This is a genomic window from Roseibium sp. RKSG952 (assembly GCF_009711355.1).
Genome location: NZ_SMMF01000867.1, coordinates 1 through 20806, shown reverse-complemented (window position 1 = coordinate 20806; position 20806 = coordinate 1). Strand labels below are relative to the sequence as shown.

16 protein-coding genes are annotated in these 20806 nt (G+C 59.9%); 9 read left to right on the top strand and 7 right to left on the bottom strand.

Features of this window, described 5'->3' with window-relative positions:
- Positions 1-226: 226 nt before the first annotated feature.
- The 3 genes from E1297_RS12030 to E1297_RS12020 form a co-directional block, all read right to left on the bottom strand.
- Complete coding sequence (locus tag E1297_RS12030; RefSeq protein WP_368669538.1) at positions 227-1594, bottom strand: M24 family metallopeptidase; 1368 nt, start codon at positions 1592-1594, stop codon at positions 227-229.
- Positions 1595-1643: 49 nt separating this feature from the next.
- A complete protein-coding gene (locus E1297_RS12025) occupies positions 1644-4079 on the bottom strand; it encodes an FAD-dependent oxidoreductase (RefSeq protein ID WP_155138363.1) in 2436 nt (811 codons plus the stop codon).
- Between the two features lie 84 nt (positions 4080-4163).
- Positions 4164-5744 carry a trimethylamine methyltransferase family protein gene (locus E1297_RS12020; protein ID WP_155138362.1) on the bottom strand — a complete coding sequence of 527 codons (1581 nt, stop codon included), beginning with the start codon at positions 5742-5744 and terminating at the stop codon, positions 4164-4166.
- A gap of 244 nt (positions 5745-5988) precedes the next feature.
- Between E1297_RS12020 and E1297_RS12015 the strand changes: the two genes are divergently transcribed.
- Together E1297_RS12015 and gndA are read left to right on the top strand one after the other, a co-directional pair.
- Positions 5989-6912, top strand: a complete 924-nt coding sequence (locus E1297_RS12015; RefSeq protein ID WP_155138360.1) for a phosphotransferase — start codon at positions 5989-5991, stop codon at positions 6910-6912.
- A 204-nt stretch (positions 6913-7116) separates the two neighbouring features.
- Complete coding sequence (gene gndA, locus E1297_RS12010) at positions 7117-8547, top strand: NADP-dependent phosphogluconate dehydrogenase (RefSeq protein WP_209015760.1); 1431 nt, start codon at positions 7117-7119, stop codon at positions 8545-8547.
- A gap of 83 nt (positions 8548-8630) precedes the next feature.
- On the opposite strand, the gene E1297_RS12005 is transcribed toward gndA, so the two are convergent.
- The 3 genes from E1297_RS12005 to E1297_RS11995 form a co-directional block, all read right to left on the bottom strand.
- Positions 8631-9449, bottom strand: a complete 819-nt coding sequence (locus E1297_RS12005) for a sugar phosphate isomerase/epimerase (protein ID WP_155138357.1) — start codon at positions 9447-9449, stop codon at positions 8631-8633.
- 87 nt (positions 9450-9536) lie between these two features.
- Positions 9537-10664 carry a 2-hydroxyacid dehydrogenase gene (locus E1297_RS12000; protein ID WP_368669537.1) on the bottom strand — a complete coding sequence of 376 codons (1128 nt, stop codon included), beginning with the start codon at positions 10662-10664 and terminating at the stop codon, positions 9537-9539.
- A 32-nt stretch (positions 10665-10696) separates the two neighbouring features.
- The gene (locus E1297_RS11995; protein WP_155138355.1) at positions 10697-10987 is read right to left on the bottom strand and encodes a hypothetical protein; all 291 of its coding nucleotides are present in this window, start codon (positions 10985-10987) and stop codon (positions 10697-10699) included.
- A 374-nt stretch (positions 10988-11361) separates the two neighbouring features.
- Between E1297_RS11995 and E1297_RS11990 the strand changes: the two genes are divergently transcribed.
- The 3 genes from E1297_RS11990 to E1297_RS11980 all read left to right on the top strand — a co-directional run bounded on the left by E1297_RS11990 (position 11362) and on the right by E1297_RS11980 (position 14357).
- Positions 11362-12357: an ABC transporter substrate-binding protein gene (locus E1297_RS11990; protein ID WP_155138353.1), complete on the top strand. Its 996-nt coding sequence runs from the start codon at positions 11362-11364 to the stop codon at positions 12355-12357.
- Between the two features lie 91 nt (positions 12358-12448).
- Positions 12449-13333, top strand: a complete 885-nt coding sequence (locus E1297_RS11985) for a proline/glycine betaine ABC transporter permease (protein WP_155138351.1) — start codon at positions 12449-12451, stop codon at positions 13331-13333.
- Positions 13326-14357, top strand: a complete 1032-nt coding sequence (locus E1297_RS11980; RefSeq protein ID WP_155138350.1) for a glycine betaine/L-proline ABC transporter ATP-binding protein — start codon at positions 13326-13328, stop codon at positions 14355-14357. Before E1297_RS11985 ends, E1297_RS11980 begins: the two co-directional genes overlap by 8 nt.
- 202 nt (positions 14358-14559) lie before the next feature.
- Here the strand turns inward: E1297_RS11980 and E1297_RS11975 are convergent, their stop codons facing one another.
- Positions 14560-15606, bottom strand: coding sequence for a LacI family DNA-binding transcriptional regulator (locus E1297_RS11975; RefSeq protein WP_368669536.1), 1047 nt, complete (start codon positions 15604-15606; stop codon positions 14560-14562).
- 301 nt (positions 15607-15907) lie between these two features.
- Here E1297_RS11975 and E1297_RS11970 point away from each other — a divergent pair, with 301 nt between their 5' ends.
- From E1297_RS11970 to E1297_RS11955, 4 genes are all read left to right on the top strand, one after another.
- On the top strand, positions 15908-17224 hold the full coding sequence (locus E1297_RS11970) for an ABC transporter substrate-binding protein (RefSeq protein ID WP_244327730.1): 1317 nt from the start codon (positions 15908-15910) through the stop codon (positions 17222-17224).
- Between the two features lie 231 nt (positions 17225-17455).
- Entirely contained in the window at positions 17456-18445 is a 990-nt protein-coding gene (locus tag E1297_RS11965; protein ID WP_155138345.1) for a carbohydrate ABC transporter permease, read from the top strand.
- Between the two features lie 9 nt (positions 18446-18454).
- Entirely contained in the window at positions 18455-19588 is a 1134-nt protein-coding gene (locus E1297_RS11960) for a carbohydrate ABC transporter permease (RefSeq protein WP_155138343.1), read from the top strand.
- A gap of 30 nt (positions 19589-19618) precedes the next feature.
- Complete coding sequence (locus E1297_RS11955) at positions 19619-20713, top strand: ABC transporter ATP-binding protein (protein WP_155138341.1); 1095 nt, start codon at positions 19619-19621, stop codon at positions 20711-20713.
- Positions 20714-20806: the final 93 nt, after the last annotated feature.

The window sequence follows — 20806 nt, the reverse complement described above, 5'->3', positions numbered from 1 at the left end:
CCTTGACAATCAATTTCTTATGGCGTCATCGCGCACTTCTGCGCCGTAATGCCAAATTATGGATGTTTCGATTGGCTTCAATATGCAGAGATCTTTTATGACAAAATGGCCGGGAAGCTGATCCCCCGAGGCCGAAAGCGTACCTTCGCGACTTCCCGATCCCGGTTCCGCGTGGTGGTTGGCCGGGAGGAGCCAACCTGATTTGGCGGCTTTCCAAATGCCCCGGTCACGCCCCCATGAGACGTGCATCAAGCGGGTAGGTGCTGAGTTGTTCGAAACCGGTATCGGTGATCAGCACCTGTTCCTCCAGCTTCACCCCCTCATGGCCGCCCTGGCGGCCGACATAGCTTTCGACACAAACCACCATGCCGGGTTCCAGAACACCGTCATAGCCGGTCGCGGCCCAGTCTTCGGGGTAGGGCACGGCCGGGTATTCGTCGCACAGCCCGACCCCGTGAAACAGGACCGAATAGCGGTTGGCGATGAAGTCCGGGGGCAGGCTCACCGCCCCATGGCTCAACTCGCGAAAGGTCTTTCCGGGCGCGAGCATCGACCGGTTGGCGGCGATCTGGTCGGCGGCCATCTGGAACAGCATGCGCTGTTCGTTGGTCGGGCGTCCGTCGCCGGCAAGCCACGTGCGGGAGATGTCGCAGCATATCCCGTAAGGGCCGACCAGATCGGTGTCGAAGGAGACGATCTCGCCCGCTTCGATGATCTTTGAAGAAGCTTCCTGGAACCACGGATTGGTGCGCGGTCCCGAGGAAAGAAGCTGGGTTTCGATCCATTCACCGCCGCGCCGGATGTTTTCCGCATGCAGGATGGCCCAGAGGTCCCATTCGCTCATGCCGGGTTGAAGCGAGCGTTCCATCACCGCCATGGCGGCTTCGCAGGCGGCAATGGACCGGCGCATGGCCTTGATCTCGTCCGGTCCCTTGACGGCGCGGGCCAGTTCCATCACTTCCTCGCCGTCATGGATCTCGAGACCCCGGGCCTCCAGGGCGGCAATCCCTTCGCGCCGGGCCTTGTCAACGGCAATGCGCTTGTTGCCGGCGCCATGCGTCTCAACAAGATCGGCCAGCTCATCGGCCCACCGGACCGCTTTTTCCGCAGAGCGCGGACCTGCCTCGAAATAGAACCAGGTCACGCCGTGACGGATTTCATCCACCAGATCCGTGTGTGCCGAGAGATGGTCGCAGTTGTGAAAGTCGAACAGAACCACCGGCCCTTCGGCTGCCACGAAAGCGTAGCGAACGGCATTGTGGGTGCACCAGACCTGCATGTTGGTGCAGTCGGTCGCATAGCGCACATTCAGCGGATCGCACAGGATCGCAGCGGCAAGATCCTGCCTTTTCAGTTCGTTCCGGATCCGCTTCAGCCGATAGGCCCGCAGGGCGTCCAGATCGGGAGCCCCGAGACCGCGGGCTGCCCATTCGCCTTCCGCCAATGCGCCATAGCCGAGCATGTGCCGGTTGAGCGCGGACGCCTTGTCCATCGCATAAGCCGCAAGGTCCGATGCGTCCGCTGTTACGCCGGGATGATCGGGGAGAACGTTCGGCATGATCTTGCGCCTGTGGCGCCCGAACATCGGTTCGATGGTCAATGTCACGTCTCCTCTTGTCCCATGTGCGGCAGCGCAAGGCGGATCACATGCGCATGCGTTCCGCCTCCGGATCGAACGGCGGTTCTGTTAAGATGGTGGCCTTGCGCCGGTGGCCCAAGATTTCAATTTCGAAAGCATCTTCTGCGGTGACGGCGGCAAGATCGGCAGGGACATAACCCTGAGCGAGGGACTTGCCGGCATGATGGGCATAGCCGCCCGAAGTGACCCAGCCGACCACCTTGTCCTTGTGCCAGACCGGTTCGTCGCCAAGCACGTCCGCGCCGTTCGCCTTGACATCGAAGGCGACCCGCAGGCGGTCCGGCCCCTCGTTCAGTTCCTTCAAGGCCGCGTCCTTGCCGATGAAGTCCGGCTTGTTGAGTTTCACGAACCGCCCGAGACCGGCCTCATATGGCCCGTAGATCGGCCTGAACTCGCGGAACCAGGTGCCGAAGTTCTTCTCCAGTCTGAGGGAAAGAAGCGCGCGCATGCCGAAATTGCGGATACCGAACTCTTCTCCGGCCTGCATCAGCGCTTCGTAGACCTGCCGCTCATATTCCGGTGTCATCCAGATCTCGTAACCGAGATCGCCGGTATAGGAGATGCGGTTGACCTTGCAGGGCGCGTTGGCAATGTCCATCTCGCGGAAATCCATGAACCGGAAGGCCGCGTTGGACACATCCGAACCCGCGACCTTCTCCAGAACCTTGCGGGCATTGGGTCCGGCAATCGACAGCCCGGCCCAGCCGAGATTGATCGGCCGGATCGTGACCGAGCCATCATCCGGCAAATGCCGCTCGAACCAGCGCATGTGATAGACCTCGGCCTGCGAGGACCCGAACATGTAGAAATGGTCTTCTCCGGCCCGGGCGATGGTGAAGTCGCCGATGATCTTGCCGCGCTCGTTCAGCATCGGCGTCAGGATGATGCGGCCTACCTTCGGCATGGCATTGGTCATCATCCGGTCGAGGAAGGCGAGGGCACCGGGTCCGGTGATCTCGTATTTCGCGAAATTGGCGATCTCGGTTATGCCGACGCTGTCACGCACCGTCCGGCACTCGGCCCCGATCGCCTCGAAGTCATTGGAGCGGTGGAAGGAAACAATGTCCCTGGCCTCCTGACCTTCCGCAGCAAACCAGAGCGGTGTCTCCAGCCCCCAGCTGTCCCCCATCACCGCGCCTTGCGCCAGAAAGCGGTCATAAAGAGGGGTGGTCTGGTGCGGCCGCGCGGCGGGCAGTTCCTCGTTGGGAAAGCGGATCCGGAACCGGCGCCGGTAATTCTCCTGAACCTTGGCATTGGTATAGGCAAGGGTGGCCCAATCGCCGTAACGCGCCACATCCATGCCCCAGATGTCGTAGCCCGGATCGCCGTCGATCATCCAGTTGGCAAGGGTCAGCCCGACCCCGCCGCCCTGGCTGAAACCCGCCATCACGCCGCAGGCCACCCAGTAGTTCCGCAGGCCCCTGACCGGACCGACCAGCGGATTGCCGTCCGGCGCAAAGGTGAAGGGGCCGTTGATGATCTGCTTGATCCCGGCATCCTGAAGTGCGGGGAAATGCGAAAAGCCGATTTCAAGCTCCCGTGCAATCCGGTCGATATCGGGGGCAAGCAGTTCGTGGCCGAAATCCCAGGGGGTTTCCTTCGGGCTCCAGGGCTTGCAGGCCTGTTCATAGGTTCCAAGCAGAATGCCCTTGCCTTCCTGCCGCGTGTAGATCTCGCCCGCGAAATCGAGAATGCCGATCAGTTCCTTGCCGGTTTCTGCGTTGTGGGCGGTGACTTCCGGCATCTCCTCGGTGAGCAGATACATGTGTTCCATGGCGAGAACCGGCAGTTCCAGACCAACCATGCGGCCGCATTCGCGGGCCCACAGGCCGCCGGCATTGACCACATGTTCCGCGTGGATCCTGCCTTTTGAGGTGATCACGTCCCAGGTGCCGTCCGGCGTCTGGACAAGATCCTCGACCTTGGTGTGGCGGTAGATCTCCGCGCCGTTGATCCGGGCGGCCTTGGCATAGGCATGGGTGGTGCCGGACGGATCGAGATGGCCTTCGACCGGGTCCCAGAGCGCGCCGATGAAATGCTTCTCGTCGAGCAGCGGGAACATTGTCTTGGCCTCTGCCACCGAGATCAGTTCCAGATCCATGCCGAGATAACGGCCCTTGGCCTGGGCAAGGCGCAGGAAATCCATGCGTTCGGGCGTGTCGGCCAGCATCACGCCGCCGGTCAGGTGCAGCGAGCAGGACTGGCCGGAGATCTCCTCCAGCTCCTTGTAGAGGCTGACCGTGTAGCTTTGCAGCTGGGCAACATTCGGGTCGCCGTTGAGGGTGTGAAACCCGCCGGCTGCATGCCAGGACGATCCGGATGTGAGTTCGTCCCGCTCGACCAGCACCACGTCGGTCCAGCCGAGCTTGGTCAGATGATAAAGCACGCTGCAACCGACAACACCGCCGCCAATGACGACAACCTGACAATGGGACTTCATCTGATACTCCGGCCCTGTTTGATTCTACCGACCTGACATGAGGGTCTTGGGTCTCGCGGCACCCAATGGGTGCCGGGAGCTGTTCTAAAAATCCGTCGGCGCGCCACCTTCTTCCTTGCGCCTTGCCACGAATGCTGTGAGTTCCTCGTCAATTGCGGGATCAAGCGGCGGGGTCTGATAGGCTTCCAGGGCTTTCTTGTAGAGCATGTTCGCCTTGTCATAGGCGGTCGGGCTGCCGGCCTCAGCCCAGGTCTCGAAATTGCGCCAGTCGGAAACGATCGGGGGATAGAACGCGGTCTTGTAGCGCTCCTGCGTATGCTGGGTGCCGAAGAAATGCCCGCCCGGCCCGACATCGCGGATCGCATCCAGCGCAAGTGCTTCCGGTGACACGTCGAGCGGCGTCAGGTATTCGGCCAGCATCTGCAGGAGATCGATATCGGCGATGAATTTTTCAAACCCGGCCGACAATCCGCCTTCCAGCCACCCGGCAGCATGCTTGATCAGATTGCCGCCGCCTGTGAGCGCGCCCCATTCCGACAGGGTCGTTTCAAGGGCGGCCTGATAGTCGACCGTGTTGGCCGCGCACACGCCGGACGTCCGGTAGGGCAACCGGTACCGCCGGGCCAGTTGTCCGCCGGCAATGGCTGCCTTCACATATTCCGGCGTGCCGAAGGCCGGAGAACCGGAGCGCATGTCGACATTTGACGTGAAGCCGCCATAGATCACCGGCGCACCGGGCTTGACCAGTTGCGCAAAGGCAATGCCGGCAAGGGCTTCCGCATTCTGGAGCACCAGCGCGCCGGACACGGTTACAGGCGCCATCGCGCCGGCCAGAGTGAACGGCGTGACGACACTCACCTGACCGGCCCGGGCCATCTCGATCAACCCCTGGAGCATCGGTGTATCGAGGCGCAAGGGGGAGGAGGTGTTGATGACGGAGACGACTGACGGGGTCTGCCGGAAGGTTTCGTCGTCCAGCCCCATGGCGATCCGGGTGATTTCAAGGCCGTCCAGATTGCGCTCTTGTCCCAGCGAATAGATATGAAACACCTTGTCGGTCAGCCGGGCCATGTCGGACACACAATCCAGATGCCGGACAGAAGGATGAATGTCGACCGGTTCGACCGGATAGCCCATGACGCAATGGATGACGTTGAAGAACTGGGCAAGTTTCAGAAAATTCCGGTAGTCCTGCTGATTGCCCGGACGCCTGCCACCATCCCGGTCCTGCGCATTCGGTGCACTCGCGACGCAGGAAAAGGCCACATGATCCCCCCCGATCACCAGATTGTGGGCCGGATTGCGGGCATGCAGGGTAAATTCGGCGGGTGCCTTTGCGATCAGGTCCTCGATCATGGAGGGGTCGAACCGGACCCGGTCGGAACCTGCTGCAACATCGGCTCCGGCTGCCTTGAGCATGTCTCTTGCGCCGTCATGCAGGAAATCGATCCCGACCTCCTTCAAGATCGTCAGGGACGCCTGATGGATGCTTTCCAGCTCGTCGGCCGAAATGATCTCCAAAGGCTTGAAGATATGGCGGGGCTGTTTGAAAGGCTTCTGCGGGAAAAGATCCGGCCCGGCGTCCGGACCGGAGCCTCCACGCCGTCTACGTCCGCGCCGCGCCGGTTCTGCGGCCGCTTGTGATTCGATGGCTGCACCGGTCATGGTGTTTCCTTTCGAAAATTGCGTGAGCAGTCTATTCCCTGCAACGAATAAAAAAATCACTCTGCAGTTGTTTTTCAGTTGTGACCATCATCCAGGAGCGACGCTTCGTTATCTGTCTGCGACATCCGGCTTTGGGCGATGGGCAAGCCCCTCAAAACCGGCTAGTTAAAACCTGATAGTTTTGACGGGTTTCGCAACGGAAGACGTCTTCCGTGACCAACCCTAGTCAACGGGAGATTGGGGCGTGATTTCGGGAATTGGCGAAGGCGCCTTGCTGGCGCTTTTGCGGGAACAGAAGATCGTGACAGATCTCGGGAATACCGTGTTGAGAGCCCTGCCGTCCGGTTATTCCTGCCGGTTCTGGGAGTTGAGGTCGAAGAGCCGGATATTCATCATCAAGGAGTTCTTCGCCAATGTGATAAATGATCCGCTTTATGCGGTCTCGCCGGAGGTGGAAGTCGCCGCCCTGAGCCGCCTGAACGGTGTCGGGCTTGCCCCGGAGCTGGCCGGTTCAATGATCAGCCCGGACGGCAATCCAATGGTGATCTACACGTATGTTCCGGCAAAGGCGGTGGAGATAGATGTTAAGGAGGCGGCGCAATTGCTCGGCTCCCTTGCCGGTCAGGATGTTTCGAATTGTGTGCTGAAAAAGGTCCCTTCCGGGGCCTTTTCTGTTTTACGTCACGCCGACGGGATCCTGGCGCGTATCACGAACAACCGGCGGGCGGAAAACCTCAGAAAGCTCAGGCCGCAGGACAATGACTTTCCGGATGACGGTCCGGGCGTGGCAGCCCTTGTCCACCGGACATTGTGCCTCGGGACGCTGTTGTCGACAAATGCCGGGCCGCGGCTGATTGACTGGCAATATGCCGGCATCGGAGATCCGGCGGAGGATCTTGCCTGCTTCCTGTCGCCCGGGCTGTTGTCACTCTACGGGCTTCGTCCCTTGCCTGCCTATATGGAAGAGCGGTTTATACGCTTCTATCCGGACAGCGAAGTCCTCGAGCGGTTCAAACGCGAGAGGATGGCCTATCATTGGCGTATTGCCGCTTATTGCCTGTTTCGTCAGGAGATGTTCCGGAGGACGCATCCCCCAGCCTCGCGTGCCTATGGAAGAGCGCTTGAAGAGGAAATCGATCTGCTCCTGCGTCTGCGGACAAGATCCTGAGATCGGCCTGTTTTTTGTCCGGCATCGGCTGCTTCTCTGGCAATCCGGCCGGGCATTCGCCATATCGAAGGACGTCAGGGGAGCCGTTTCCGGCAGGCAAATGGAAAATGCACGGGCCCCCACATTGTCCCCACAAAGCCTATCCATTAAGACAGCCCTCAGAACAATTCCCTGAATCGATTGAATGACATGAAAGGACAGTCCATGACCGCAAGGACGGCGGGTGATCAGGCGGAAATCGGCTTGATCGGGCTTGGCACAATGGGTGGCAATCTCGCCCTCAACATCGCGGAAAAGGGCTTCAGGATTGCGGTCTTCAACCGTACGACCGAGAAGACAGAGGCGTTTCACAAGAAATCGGCTGTTCTAGCGGATAAGATCGTGCCGTCTGCAGACCTGGAAGGCTTTGTCGCGTCGATCAAGTCCCCAAGGGCCATCATCCTGATGGTTCCGGCCGGAGACGCGGTGGACGCCCAGATTGCAGCCTTGCGGCCCTTGCTGGACGCTCAAGACCTGATCATCGATGCAGGCAACGCGAATTATCACGACACCAACCGCCGGGCCGAAGAAGCGGCACGTCTCGGGCCCCGGTTCATGGGCATCGGGGTCTCCGGCGGCGAGGAAGGTGCACGCCACGGGCCGTCGATCATGGGCGGCGGCGCGCTCGATGGCTGGGATCAGGCCGGGCACATTCTCGAAGCGATCTCGGCGAAATATGAAGGCACGCCCTGCGCCGCGCATCTGGGGGAAGCAGGGGCGGGCCATCTGGTCAAGACGGTTCACAACGGCATCGAATATGCCGACATGCAGATGATTGCCGAAGTCTATGGCGTGATGCGCGACGGTTACGGGTTTTCTTCAGGGGAAATCGCGGACGTCTTCGGGACCTGGAACGGCGGGCTCCTACAGTCCTACCTGATCGAGATCTCCGGCAAGGTCGCAGGAGCTGCGGATCCCGAAACCGGCAAGCCGATGCTGGACATCATTCTGGATACGGCCGGCCAGAAGGGCACAGGCCGCTGGACGGCAATCGAGGCTTTGATGCTCGGCACGCCGGCCGGGACGATTGAAGCCGCTGTCGGGGCCCGCAACATGTCAGCCCGCCTGCCATTGCGGCGTCAGGGTGAGCAGGTGTTCGGAGCAGCTCCTCTGGCCATGGACAAGGACCAGATCGCGACCGAACTGCTTGAAGCTGCGCTGATCGCCGGCAAGATCGTTTGCTATGCGCAGGGCTTCGACCTGATTCTGGAAGCTGCCAAGCAGTATGGCTGGTCGATGCCTCTGCCCGAGATCGCCAGGATCTGGCGCAATGGCTGCATCATCCGCTCGGCGATGCTGAACGACATGGCAACCGCCTTGACCGAGGATCCGGACCGCAACCTGATGTTTGCGCCCTTCTTTGCCGAGAAACTTAAGGAAACCCATGCGGCCTTGCGGGCTGTGGTGGCGCAAGGCGCTCTGAGCGGGCTGGCGCTGCCGGCGCTGTCGGCGGCTTTGGCCTATTTCGACACCATGCGCACGGGGCGGTCGACGGCGAACATGCTGCAGGGCCAGCGCGATTTCTTCGGCGCCCACGGGTTTGAGCGGACCGACAAGGACGGCAAGGGCTTCCACGGCCCCTGGGCCATGGGCTGAGCCGGCCGATTGCTGACACAGTTTCGTCCGGCCAACAGGTTTGCTGGCCGGGCGGTTTCTTGCCAAAGACAAAAGCTTGCGGATTACTGCGCCAGTCCCAAGGCCGCCATATTGGCGATGGATGCCTTGAGGCCGTCGTGATCCCTCAGTTCGATGATCAGTCTCGGATTGCTGTCGAGCCCGGCCAAGGCCGAGAACACCGAAGGCCAGTTGATCGTGCCTTCACCAAGCGGCCAGTGCCGGTCGGCATATCCGTCGGCGTCCTGCAAATGCACATGGCGCAACATGTTGCCGGCCGCCTGCACATAATAGTCGACCGGAGGCGCGCCGGTGCTGCCATGGGCATAATGCGCATGCCCGGTATCGATCGAGACCTTGACGGCATCGGATGAAAAACTTTTCGCAAGCCGCAGCCGGTCGGCGGGGTCCTTGTCCTCGATGTTCTCGATCACCAGCTCGCAGCCGATGCTTTCCGCACGCTTGACGGCGTCTGCCATGGTTTCGTGACACAATTCGATCTTGCGGTCGCGGGCAGCCGGGTAGTTGTCCAGATTGTTGTAATCCCACGTCGAATAGGGGCTGTGCACGACCATATGGGTCGCCTTGAGGGCCTCGCAGACCTCCAGCCCCTGCAGCAGCCGCTTTCTTACGACAGTGCGGATGTCCGGATCGTTTGCGTCAAGGGCGAGCCCCCAGAACGGGCCGTGGATGCCGACGCGGCCTTCATGCCCGTCAAGCAGTTTGAGCGCACGGGCGACAGCATCCTGCCAATCGCCGTTCAGGAGATCGGCACTGACAAAATCCTGGATTTCGAGATCACGGTGTTTTTCGATGATCAGGTCGCGGTGTGTTTCCAGCGTCTCTACGGTCAACGCTGCGCCGAGGATGGGCAAGTCTGCCATGAAGGGGCCTTTCGGTGGTCGAGGCGGATCTGGCAGACCCATTAAGCGTCATTTTTTACAAGTATGCGACGATGAAGGCTGGCGCGGTCAGTATCCCCGTTTCCGGTCCACACTGTCCGGAATGTTTCCGGTCTTGAGATAGGCAGCAATGTTTTCAGCGAGGATCGCAACAGCACTTTTGGCCAGTGTCGGTGCAGAGATATGCGGCAGGACAGTGACTGCCGGGTGGCTCCAGTAGGGATGACCGGCGGGAAGGGGCTCGACCGAAAAGACGTCAAGGACTGCGTGTGAGAGATGGCCTGCGTCAAGTGCTTCAATCAGTGCCGTGTCATCCACGATCGGACCGCGCGCAAAGTTGATCAGACTTGCCCCTTTCGGAAGCCGTGCCAGAAGGCCCGCATTGACCAGTCCGCGTGTTTCGGAGGTCAATGGCATGAGCAGGACCAGAATGCCGGACCGCGCCAACACTTCTTCCAGGCCGTTCTGACCATGGAAGCAGTCGACCCCCGCCACACTCTTGGGTGATCTGCTCCACCCCGACACGCGAAAGCCATTCGCCCGCAGACGAAGCGCTGCAGCCTGACCCAGTGCGCCAAGACCCAGTATTCCGATGCGCCGTTGATCGGGGGTTATGAGCGCGTGTTCCTTCCAGCGCCGTTCGCTCTGCTGGCGGGCATAGCGGGGCATGTCCCGGTGCAGATAAAGCGTCCAGGCGAGCACCGCCTCGGACATGGTGACCGCCATTTGCGGATCGGCGAGGCGGACAATCCGCGGTCCATCCGCCGGCAATTCGGCCGTCAGCCGTTCGACGCCCGCCCAAAGACTTTGCACCCATTCCAGATTGGGCAGCCGGGCAACGTCCTGCGGATCCGGATTGGCCACGATCGCAAACCGGGCGGCCCTTCGTTCCGTGTCGCTCAGCGCGTCGAAGGGCTTGATCGTGCCGATGTGTTTCAGTTCTTCGGCAAGGACAGCGTCCCAGTTTTCCCGGGAATGCGGACGGAAGACGAACGGGATAACCAGACTCATGAAACCGGGGACCTTGCACATTGAAGCGATTTGCCCGCCAGACAAACGGAACCCGAACCGGTTGGCAAGGGCGTGCCGAAGAAGAATGCCGGGGGCCTTGCTGGCCGTTTCACTTGTCTTGAGCGCTTGCTGGCGATCTGGAGGCCCGCCGCTCATCCCGCCGAAGTTCACGATACGCTCAAGCACCAAGTACACTCAAAGAATACGGAAGCGTTGCTTTAGACTTTTGGCAGAACAAGGTGTCTTTCCAAATCATAAACAATCCCTGGCGATGCGCCCTCGCGTTTTCGAATGGAAAACAGTTTATGAGACGGCAACGGAAATCGTGAAATTCTGAATGTGCCTGCGCCAACTGCCTTCCAAGGATTTTCAAGACGATCCAAACATTGCACATAGAGCGCGATTTCATTGCGATAATTCTTCATGAAAATCGTGCTCAAGGCCTCCAGACCCTTGGAAAATTTGCGGTGTTCAATAATTTTTATGCGCCATGTGGCGTATATGAGCATGATTATGTCGCAATGGCGGTGTTCTTTTCTGCATTCATTGCGGACCGTAACAGAAATGCAGCATTGCTGTTGTCTAAGTCGCCAGATGATGCAAATATGCATCCTGTCAAATGCAATAGCTCGTGCGGAAACAATTTCGCACGGTATCCGGCTCCTCGGGTGACCTGAGGGAAATAAGTCTGGTTTAGAAGTGGGTTGATGTCGGTAGCAAGTCTTGAAGACAACTTCAGAACGTTGAGTTATCTGATCGCGCTGACACCCCTATGTTTCGCAATCATTACCTTATTGCTTCGTCGAGACAGGGAATACGATTGCGTATTCCCCGTCTCGATGGATCAGTCTGAAAAAATAAAAATGCAGCAAGGAGTACCTTCATGAGGAAGTTGTTTGTATCGGTTGCCGGGGCGGCTCTCAGCCTCGCTGCTACCTCCGCGATGGCACAGGAAGACTGTGGCAAAGTCAGCATGGCGGAAATGAACTGGGCGTCTGCCGGTGCGATCGCGAATATCGACAAGTTCATCCTGGAAAATGGCTACGGTTGTACCGTTGAACTTGTCCCTGGTGACACCATGCCGACCTTCACGTCGATGAACGAAAAGGCCGAGCCGGATATTGCACCGGAGCTCTGGATCAATGCCGTGCGGGAGCCGCTTGACCGGGCAGTTGCCGAAGGCGAGCTGATCATCGGCGGCGAAGTGCTGAATGAAGGTGGCGTCGAGGGCTTCTGGGTTCCGACATCTATCGCCGAAGAGCACAACATCTACACCGTTGAAGATGCGCTCGCGCGTCCGGACCTGTTCCCGGGTGCGGAAGACGAAAGCAAGGGTGCATGGTTCACCTGCCCGACCGGATGGAACTGCCGCATCACGACCGGAAACCAGTTCCGCGCGTTTGATGCGGAAGAAAAGGGGTTCACTCTGGTTGATCCGGGCTCGGCCGCGGGCCTTGATGGTTCTTTGGCGCGGGCCAACGAGCGCGGTCAAGGCTGGCTCGGCTACTACTGGGCCCCGACTGCAATCCTCGGCAAGTACGACATGACCCTGCTCGACATCGGCGCTCCGCACGACAAGGAAGAGTGGGACACCTGTACGGTGATTGAGGACTGCCCGGATCCCAAGCCGAACGCATGGGTCAAATCCGAAGTCTTCACGGTCGTGACCGACGATTTCGCGAACAAGGCCGGCGTTGCCATGGACTATGTCAAGGGCCGGACCTGGGACAACCGGACGGCCGGCAAGGTTCTTGCCTGGATGAGCGAAAACCAGGCGACCAATGAAGACGGCGCCTACTACTTCCTGGAGAACTACGAAGACGTCTGGTCCAAGTGGGTTCCGGATGATGTGGCCGAAAAAGTAAAAGCCGCTCTCTAAGTGTGATAAAACAGAACAATAAGAACTATGGGAAGCCGCGCTCGGGCGCGGCTTCCGTCATGGGGCGCAATTATACCATCGGGGTTACAAGATGGATTGGATAGAGTTTCCGTCGCTGAGCCGTGGCACGCTTCGCGACATGCGAATCGCGATTGACGGCAGTTTTCGCGAGTTTACTCGGGCTTACGGCGAGACGCTTGAGCAGGCATTCGAGCCGCTCGAAGATTTTTTGGTGTTCCTCGAGGGTTTGCTGATCGGTTCGCCATGGCCGATTGTCCTGGCTGTACTGGTCGGGATCGTTTACTTCATGAGCCGAAACGTCAAGATCACTGTGAGTGCCTTGGCCGCACTTGCGCTCATTGGCGTGTTCGGAATGTGGGAAGACACCATGCGCACGATTGCGATGGTTGTCACCAGTACATTGCTGGCCATCATTCTCGGCATTCCCATCGGGATTCTCATGGCCCGTTCCGACCGGGCGCAAGGGGTTGTCAATCCCATTCTCGACCTGATGCAGACGATGCCGGCGTTTGTGTATCTGATTCCGGTCGTGATGATCTTCGGCCTCGGCAAGGTTCCGGGCCTGATCGCAATTGTTATTTACGCAATCCCGCCGATTATCCGCCTCACCAATCTCGGAATCCGTCTCGTGGATCCGGAAGTGCTCGAGGCCGCTGATGCATTCGGGTCCAATGGCCGCCAGAAACTGGTCAATGTACAGCTGCCGCTTGCGCTGCCGACGATCATGGCCGGTATCAACCAGACCATCATGATGGCTCTCGCAATGGTTGTTGTGGCTGCACTTATCGGCGTGAAGGGCCTCGGCCAGCCGGTTCTCAACGCCATTGCCAACCAGTATTTCACCATGGGTGTCATGAACGGTCTGGCAATCGTGGGTATCGCCATCATTTTTGACCGTGCGACCCAGGCCTATGGCAAGCGTCTGCAGAAACACTCGGAGGTGGTCCATGGCTGAGGTCAGCGGGATTGAGATCAAGAGCCTCTACAAGATCTTCGGGCCGAACGGCAAGGACATGGTCCAGAAGGTCAAGGACGGCATGTCCAAGGCCGAGTTGAACGAAAAGTTCAACCACGTTCTCGGTCTGAACGACATCAACATTTCCATGCCGGCCGGCAAGATCCAGGTCGTCATGGGGTTGTCGGGTTCGGGCAAGTCGACCCTGATCCGCCACATCAACCGGCTGATCGATCCGACGGCGGGCGAGGTGCTCTACGGCTCCGAAGATGTCTGCAAGATGTCCCAGAACGAGCTGCGCGCGTTCCGCCGTCACAAGACCGCGATGGTGTTCCAGAAGTTCGCTCTTCTGCCGCACAGGACGGTGATGAAGAACACCGTCTACGGGCTGGAGATCCAGGGCGTTCCGATGAAGGAAGCCGAGGAGCGGGCGGCCCGCTGGATTGCGCGCGTCGGTCTGGAAGGGTTTGAAAGCCACTATCCGAACCAGCTGTCTGGCGGTATGCAGCAGCGCGTGGGTCTTGCCCGCGCACTCACCAATGACGCCGACATCCTGTTGATGGACGAGGCCTTCTCCGCGCTCGACCCGCTGATCCGGATGGACATGCAGACGGTGTTGCTCGACCTTCAGGAAGAGCTGCACAAGACCATCGTGTTCATCACCCACGATCTGGACGAGGCTTTGCGGCTTGGCGACAAGATCGCGATCCTGCGAGACGGTGCCGTGATCCAGCAGGGCACGGGGCAGGAAATCGTCTTGCGTCCGGCCGATTCCTACATTTCCGACTTCGTGAAGGAAGTGAACCGGGGCCGGGTGATCAAGGTCGATACGGTGATGGACAGGTCCAAGACGCTTGAAGGCGGTCTGACCATTCCGTCGGGCATCATGCTGGAAGAAGCGGCCAAGACCTTTGCCGATTCCGGCATCAGCGAGGCGAATGTCGTGAACGGTACCGGCGCGCCGCTCGGTGTTTTGACCGTTCAGGACACGATCACCGCCATGGTGACCCCGGCCACCCACTAAGGCAGGGCAACTGATCACGCAACGCCGGCGATCAGTAAGTTCCAAAACAGAAAACCCGGCGGCATGGCTGCCGGGTTTTTTGTATTCCACCGCCTGTAATCGTCATCCCGGAAATACCGGAAGGTTCTATCCCGGATCGGCGAGCCTGTCTGGTCCGTAGCATACCGGCGGAGACCTCTGCATAGTGCTGGTCCAGATTTCCTCAACCTGATTTCTGGGCACCCTCAACTGACGGTGCAGGCCCGGTCGACTGGCCGATGATCAGTTCCGCCTCCAGCCGTTCGCAGATCGGCGGGCCGTCAGGGGTCTGGACTTTCTGCAGGATCATCTCGGCAGCGCGCATTCCGGCCTGCCGTATTGAGGAGCGGGTACAGGTGAAGATCGGCATGTCGCCGCTGTTGGGCAGGAACGACAGGGCATCGTCATGGGTGATGACCGAAACATCCTGACCCATTTTCAGGCCCGCAAGACTGATCGCCCTTGAAACGCCGATCGCGCTGATCATGCTGGCAACCAGAAAGGCGGTTGGCGGGGTTTTCGATTTCAGCAGCCGGTACGCGGTTTCTGCGCCGTAGGGTTCGGTCATGTCGGCGCTTGATATCAGCGCCGGATCGACCTCAAGGCCAAAATCGGCCAGGGCCTTTTCATAGCCCGCCCTGCGGCGGGCCGCGAAATCCATGGTTTCCCGGCCGTTGATCAGGGCGATGCGGCGATGTCCGAGATCAAGCAGCAGCTTGGTGGCCCTCTCAAAAGCCCGCAGGTTGTTGACGTCGATCCAGCTGGTGCGCTCTTCCGCGCCGCTGATCCGGCCGTGAACGATATAGGGCAGCCCCAGTTCATCCAGCAGGTCATGGCGTGTTTCTTGAACCCGCGGTCCCTGAAGGATGACGCCGTCGGCCTTCTTCTTGCGCGCGATCTCGCGGAAGGCTTCTTCCTCGCGCGCATCCTCCACAACAGACAGGATCATGTCATAGCCATGCCCGGAATAGGTCTGCCCGGCACCGGCGATGAATTCCAGGAAGATCGGGTTCATCATGTCATGGACCGACCGGGGGATCACATGGCCAATGGCCATCGCCCGGCCTGTCGCGAGTTTTTGTGCCTGCTGGTTCGGTTCGTAACCCAGTTTTCTTGCCATTTCGACAACGCGGGCCCGGGTTTTGGCGCTGACTTCCGGATAGCCGTTGAGAGCCCGGCTCACGGTTGTCTGCGACAGGCCGAGCGCGTTCGAAAGTTCCTTGAGATTCACGTGTCTGCCCCGGATTTGAAAGCGGTTTGGCCCCGCGCTTGTGCTGCGGTGCAACACCTGACACAAGCATAATTAAGGTTTTCCTTCCTTGACAAGGCCTCAGGTGCCGGACATGGTAAACCTTGTTTCCAAAGCGGTTTGAATAACAAGAAACAAAGTTGCTGATAGCCGGTGTGGCGGCTACCATGACACGCAAAGGTCGCAGGAACGGCCTGGAAAAGGTGGGAGGGAAGACATGAAATCACGCTTTCTGGCCTGTGCGGCCGGATCACTTCTGGCTGTCGCCCTGGCGGGAGGGGCCATGGCGCAACAGGGTGTTGCCACCGAAGACGACCTGCTTTTCAAGCCGGGGGAGGACCCGCGGTTCAACTGGGAAAGCTACGAGGCGCTGAAGTCGCAGGACCTGTCCGGCAAGAGTGTTTCCGTATTCGGCCCGTGGCTGACGCCGGACGATGACAACGTCAAGGCGACGCTGGCCTATTTCGAGGCGGCGACCGGGATTGACGTGCAATATTCCGGTTCCGACAGTTTCGAACAGCAGATCGTGATCGACACGCAGGCGGGCTCGCCACCGGATGTGGCCGTTTTCCCGCAGCCGGGTCTTGCCGCCGATCTCGCCTCCAAGGGGCTGCTCACACCGTTGGCCGGCGGCACCGCGGACTGGGTCCGGGACAACTATGCTGCCGGTCCGTCCTGGGTCGATCTCGGCACGTATACGGGCAAGGACGGGAGCGAGGATCTTTACGGGTTTTTCTACAAGGTCGATTTGAAGTCCCTGGTCTGGTACAGCCCGGACAATTTCGACGATGCCGGCTATGACGTGCCCGAGACCATGGAGGAGCTCAAGGCGCTGACCGACCAGATCGTTGCCGATGGCGGTACGCCCTGGTGTATCGGTCTGGGTTCGGGCGGGGCAACCGGCTGGCCGGCGACCGACTGGGTCGAGGACATGATGCTGCGCACCCAGCCGCCGGAAGTCTATGATCAGTGGGTCTCCAACGAGATCCCGTTCGACGATCCGCGGGTCGTTGCCGCGATTGAGGAATTCGGCGCGTTTGCGCGCAATGACGACTATGTCGATGGCGGAGCGGGTGCCGTCTCGTCGACCGATTTCCGCGACAGTCCGAAGGGGCTCTTCACCTCGCCGCCGAAGTGTTACCTGCACCGTCAGGCGAGTTTCATTCCGGCCGTTTTCCCGGAGGACGTCGAAGTCGGCCTTGATGCGGATTTCTTCTATTTTCCGGCTTATGAGGGCAAGGACCTCGGACGGCCGGTGCTTGGCGGCGGCACCTTGTTTGCCATCACCAATGACACGCCGGAAGCCCATGCGCTGATCGAGTTTCTGAAATCGCCAATCGCGCATGAGGTCTGGATGGCGCAGGTCGGGTTCCTGACCCCGCACAAGGGCGTCAACACCGAAACCTATGCGGACGACTCTCTCAAGGCCATGGGGGACATCCTGCTGAACGCCACCGCGTTCCGGTTCGACGGCTCCGATCTGATGCCCGGAGCGGTCGGTGCCGGCTCGTTCTGGACCGGAATGGTCGACTACACCGGCGGCAAACCGGCCGATGAGGTCGCGACAGAAATCCAGAACAGCTGGGATGCGGTCAAGTAAGCCGGGCAAGCACGCGTGATAAGGGGGGCGCCTGGTTGAACAGGAGCCCATTGCCCCCGTTCGTCACCCCGGACAAGGCCCTGCGGTTTTGTTCTGCATGGCGGCCGGGGGAACAGTAAAATGGCCCGGCATGATTGCGGATGGATTTGGACCGTCATCGGGAAATGACAGACATCCGGGCCATGAGAGCCCGGGAACAACACTTGTCTGCAAAGCCCTGAGGGAGGCGTGATGACACAACTGTTTTACGCACTTGCATGGATGGCCGGAGCGGTCGGCGTCTGCGCGCTCTATTTCTGGGGGGCGAACAGGGTGCTGGATCTGGTCTATCCGGGCCGGGGCCGCAATGCCGGCGCCAATATCCTCAGGGCCAACGCGATCCGGCCTTGGCTGTTTCTCGGGCCTGCGATCTTCCTGCTGGGGGTCTATCTGGTTTATCCGGTCATCAACTCGGTCATTCTCTCCCTTCACGGTCCGTCGGGCGAGGAATTTGTCGGACTGAAGAACTATCAGTGGCTGGCCTCTGATCCGGGGTTCCATGAGAGTATCCGCAACAACCTCCTTTGGCTTGTTGTGGTTCCCGCCGCGTCCACCTTTTTCGGCCTGGTCGCGGCGGCGCTGACCGACCGGATCCGGTGGGGCAACATCGCCAAGTCGCTGATTTTCATGCCGATGGCGATCTCCTTTGTCGGGGCCTCGATCATCTGGAAGTTCATTTACGACTACCGGGGCGAGGGGAGCGAGCAGATCGGCCTTCTGAACGCCATCGTCACGGCGCTCGGCATCGAGCCGCAGCCGTGGATGACGGTTCTGTTCTGGAACAATTTCTTCCTGATGATGATCCTGATCTGGATCCAGACCGGCTTTGCCATGGTGATCCTGTCGGCAGCCTTGCGGGGCATCCCTGAAGAAACCGTGGAAGCAGCGATCCTCGACGGGGCAAGTCCCTTGCAGATCTTCTTCAAGATCAAGGTGCCGCAGATCTGGGGCACGATCGCCGTGGTCTGGACGACCATCACGATCCTGGTTCTGAAGGTCTTCGACATCGTGCTTGCCATGACCAACGGCCAGTGGGGGACCCAGGTTCTGGCCAATTACATGTTCGACTGGATGTTCCGGGGCCTCGATTTCGGCCGTGCGTCGACCATCGCCCTCGTCATCATGTTCACCGTGATCCCGATCATGATCTGGAACATCCGCGAAGCCCGCAAGGAAGCGTGAGACAAGACTATGGAAACTGTGGCCGGACAACGTCCGCTTCTGGTGTGGGTGGTCAATCTGTCGGTGGTGGCGCTTGTGCTGCTTTGGACCATCCCGACCTTCGGGCTTTTGGTCTCGTCCTTGCGCGATGCCGACCAGCTCTCCGTCTCGGGATGGTGGACGGCGCTGACTTCGACGGAACGCAACCAGATCGTTCGTGCGCCTGCGCCAAGCGAACAATTCGAGCGGGACGGAAAATTCTACATTGAGGGCAATGTTTTTGGCGGCAAGACCGGCGGCACCATCAGCCGGTTCGGGATCAGCAGCCGCGACCCGCAAGCCTTTGCGGTTGGCGGGACCGCTGAACTTCGCAACGGCGCGCGGCTGACGGTTCAATCCGATGGGGCCTATCAGCTTGAATCTGATGAAGCGATGAGCGGCCGCCGGGGCCAGCGCATCTTTTTCACCGCAACGGAACCGCCGCGTTTCACCGCCCAGAACTATCAGGAAGTGCTGTTTTCCGAAGGCATCGGCAAGTCCTTCATCAACACCTTGACGGTGACGATCCCGGCCACGGTGATCCCGATCCTGATTGCGGCCTATGCGGCTTATGCGCTTGCCTGGATGCAGTTTCCGGGGCGCGCGCTGTTGCTGGCCGGTGTGGTCGGGCTGCTGGTGGTGCCGCTTCAGATGTCGCTGATTCCGCTCTTGCGGCTTTATACGGATATCGGCATCGGCAAGAGCTATATCGGGATCTGGCTTGCCCATACCGCCTTTGGCCTGCCGCTCGCCATTTATCTGCTTCGAAACTACATCCGGGGGCTGCCCAAGGAGATCATCGAAAGCGCGCGGGTGGACGGTGCATCCGACTTCGAGATCTTCCGGAAGATCATTCTGCCGCTGTCGTTCCCGGCCCTCGCGTCGTTTGCCATCTTCCAGTTCCTGTGGGTCTGGAACGACCTTCTGGTCGCAACCGTGTTCCTCGGCAACAACGAGGACCAGCTTGTGATGACGGGCCGGTTGCGGGAGCTGCTCGGCTCGCGCGGCGGCAATTGGGAAGTGCTCACCGCCGGGGCGTTCGTGTCGATCTTTGTGCCCCTGATCGTTTTCTTTGCATTGCAGCGCTATCTCGTGCGCGGCCTGCTGGCCGGTTCGGTGAAATAGCGGAATGATAATCAGAACGGAGAATTCCGCATGACCTCGCTTTCCCTCAAAGGTGTCAGCAAGTCCTACGGCAAGGTCGAGGTGCTGCGCGACATCGATCTGGACATCGGCAAGGGCGAACTGGTCGTCTTTGTCGGCCCGTCGGGCTGCGGCAAGTCCACGCTTCTGCGGATGATCGCCGGTCTGGAAACGATCACCGGCGGCACGCTCGAGATCGACGATGAGCACATGAACGACGTGCCTCCGTCCCGGCGTGGCATCGCCATGGTGTTTCAGACCTACGCGCTTTATCCGCACATGACCGTTCGGGACAACATGGCCTTCGGCATGAAGATCGCCAGGAAGCCCAGGGCGGACATTGACGCCGCAGTTGCCAATGCCGCGCGCATCCTGCAGCTGGAACCCTATCTCGACCGGCTGCCGAAAGCGCTTTCCGGCGGTCAGCGCCAGCGTGTGGCCATTGGCCGGGCGATTGTGCGCGATCCGAAAGTGTTCCTGTTCGACGAGCCGCTGTCCAATCTGGATGCGGCCTTGCGGGTTGCGACAAGGATCGAGATCGCCCAGCTGAAGGAAAGCATGCCCGACAGCACGATGATCTATGTCACCCATGATCAGGTGGAGGCGATGACGCTCGCCAGCCGGATCGTTGTGCTGCATGGGGGCAATATCGAACAGGTCGGCGCGCCTCTGGAGCTGTACGAGCGGCCGGCCAACACATTTGTCGCCCAGTTCATCGGCTCACCGGCCATGAACCTCGTCGATGCCGAAATCACCGGGACGGGCGCTGCCACAGGCTTGCGTCTGGCGGATGGTGGCAAGGCATCGGTGCCGATTGCCTCCAATCCGGGCGACAAGGGCCGTGCGGTCCGGCTCGGAGTGCGCCCGGAAGATCTGAAGATCACGCAGGGCGACGACTATCTGCTGTCCGTCGAGGTGGAAATCGTCGAAGCGCTTGGCGAGACGACCGTATTCTATTTCAAGCCGGAAAACGGAGCCTCGGGGGTAATCGCCAAACTGCCGGGCATTCATCAGATCGCAAAGGGCAGCCGCTTGCGGCTCACCGCTGATCCGGAGAAGTTGCATCTGTTCGACGACAAGGGGCATTCATTCCTGTACCGCAGCTAGAATCATCCGCGATCAGGTTGAGCCATTGGCAAATGAAATCCGGACGCTGATATCGGCCGTCCCGGCCAGCTTGTCATAAGGGATTGATTGTCA

Bases quoted from the DNA above. Each gene is read 5' to 3' on its own strand.
- E1297_RS12025 (WP_155138363.1), bottom strand. From the start codon at position 4,079: ATGAAGTCCCATTGTCAGGTTGTCGTCATTGGCGGCGGTGTTGTCGGT.
- E1297_RS12020 (WP_155138362.1), bottom strand. From the start codon at position 5,744: ATGACCGGTGCAGCCATCGAATCACAAGCGGCCGCAGAACCGGCGCGG.
- gndA (WP_209015760.1), top strand. From the start codon at position 7,117: ATGACCGCAAGGACGGCGGGTGATCAGGCGGAAATCGGCTTGATCGGG.
- E1297_RS12005 (WP_155138357.1), bottom strand. From the start codon at position 9,449: ATGGCAGACTTGCCCATCCTCGGCGCAGCGTTGACCGTAGAGACGCTG.
- E1297_RS11995 (WP_155138355.1), bottom strand. From the start codon at position 10,987: ATGCTCATATACGCCACATGGCGCATAAAAATTATTGAACACCGCAAA.
- E1297_RS11990 (WP_155138353.1), top strand. From the start codon at position 11,362: ATGAGGAAGTTGTTTGTATCGGTTGCCGGGGCGGCTCTCAGCCTCGCT.
- E1297_RS11985 (WP_155138351.1), top strand. From the start codon at position 12,449: ATGGATTGGATAGAGTTTCCGTCGCTGAGCCGTGGCACGCTTCGCGAC.
- E1297_RS11980 (WP_155138350.1), top strand. From the start codon at position 13,326: ATGGCTGAGGTCAGCGGGATTGAGATCAAGAGCCTCTACAAGATCTTC.
- E1297_RS11970 (WP_244327730.1), top strand. From the start codon at position 15,908: ATGGCGCAACAGGGTGTTGCCACCGAAGACGACCTGCTTTTCAAGCCG.
- E1297_RS11965 (WP_155138345.1), top strand. From the start codon at position 17,456: ATGACACAACTGTTTTACGCACTTGCATGGATGGCCGGAGCGGTCGGC.
- E1297_RS11960 (WP_155138343.1), top strand. From the start codon at position 18,455: ATGGAAACTGTGGCCGGACAACGTCCGCTTCTGGTGTGGGTGGTCAAT.
- E1297_RS11955 (WP_155138341.1), top strand. From the start codon at position 19,619: ATGACCTCGCTTTCCCTCAAAGGTGTCAGCAAGTCCTACGGCAAGGTC.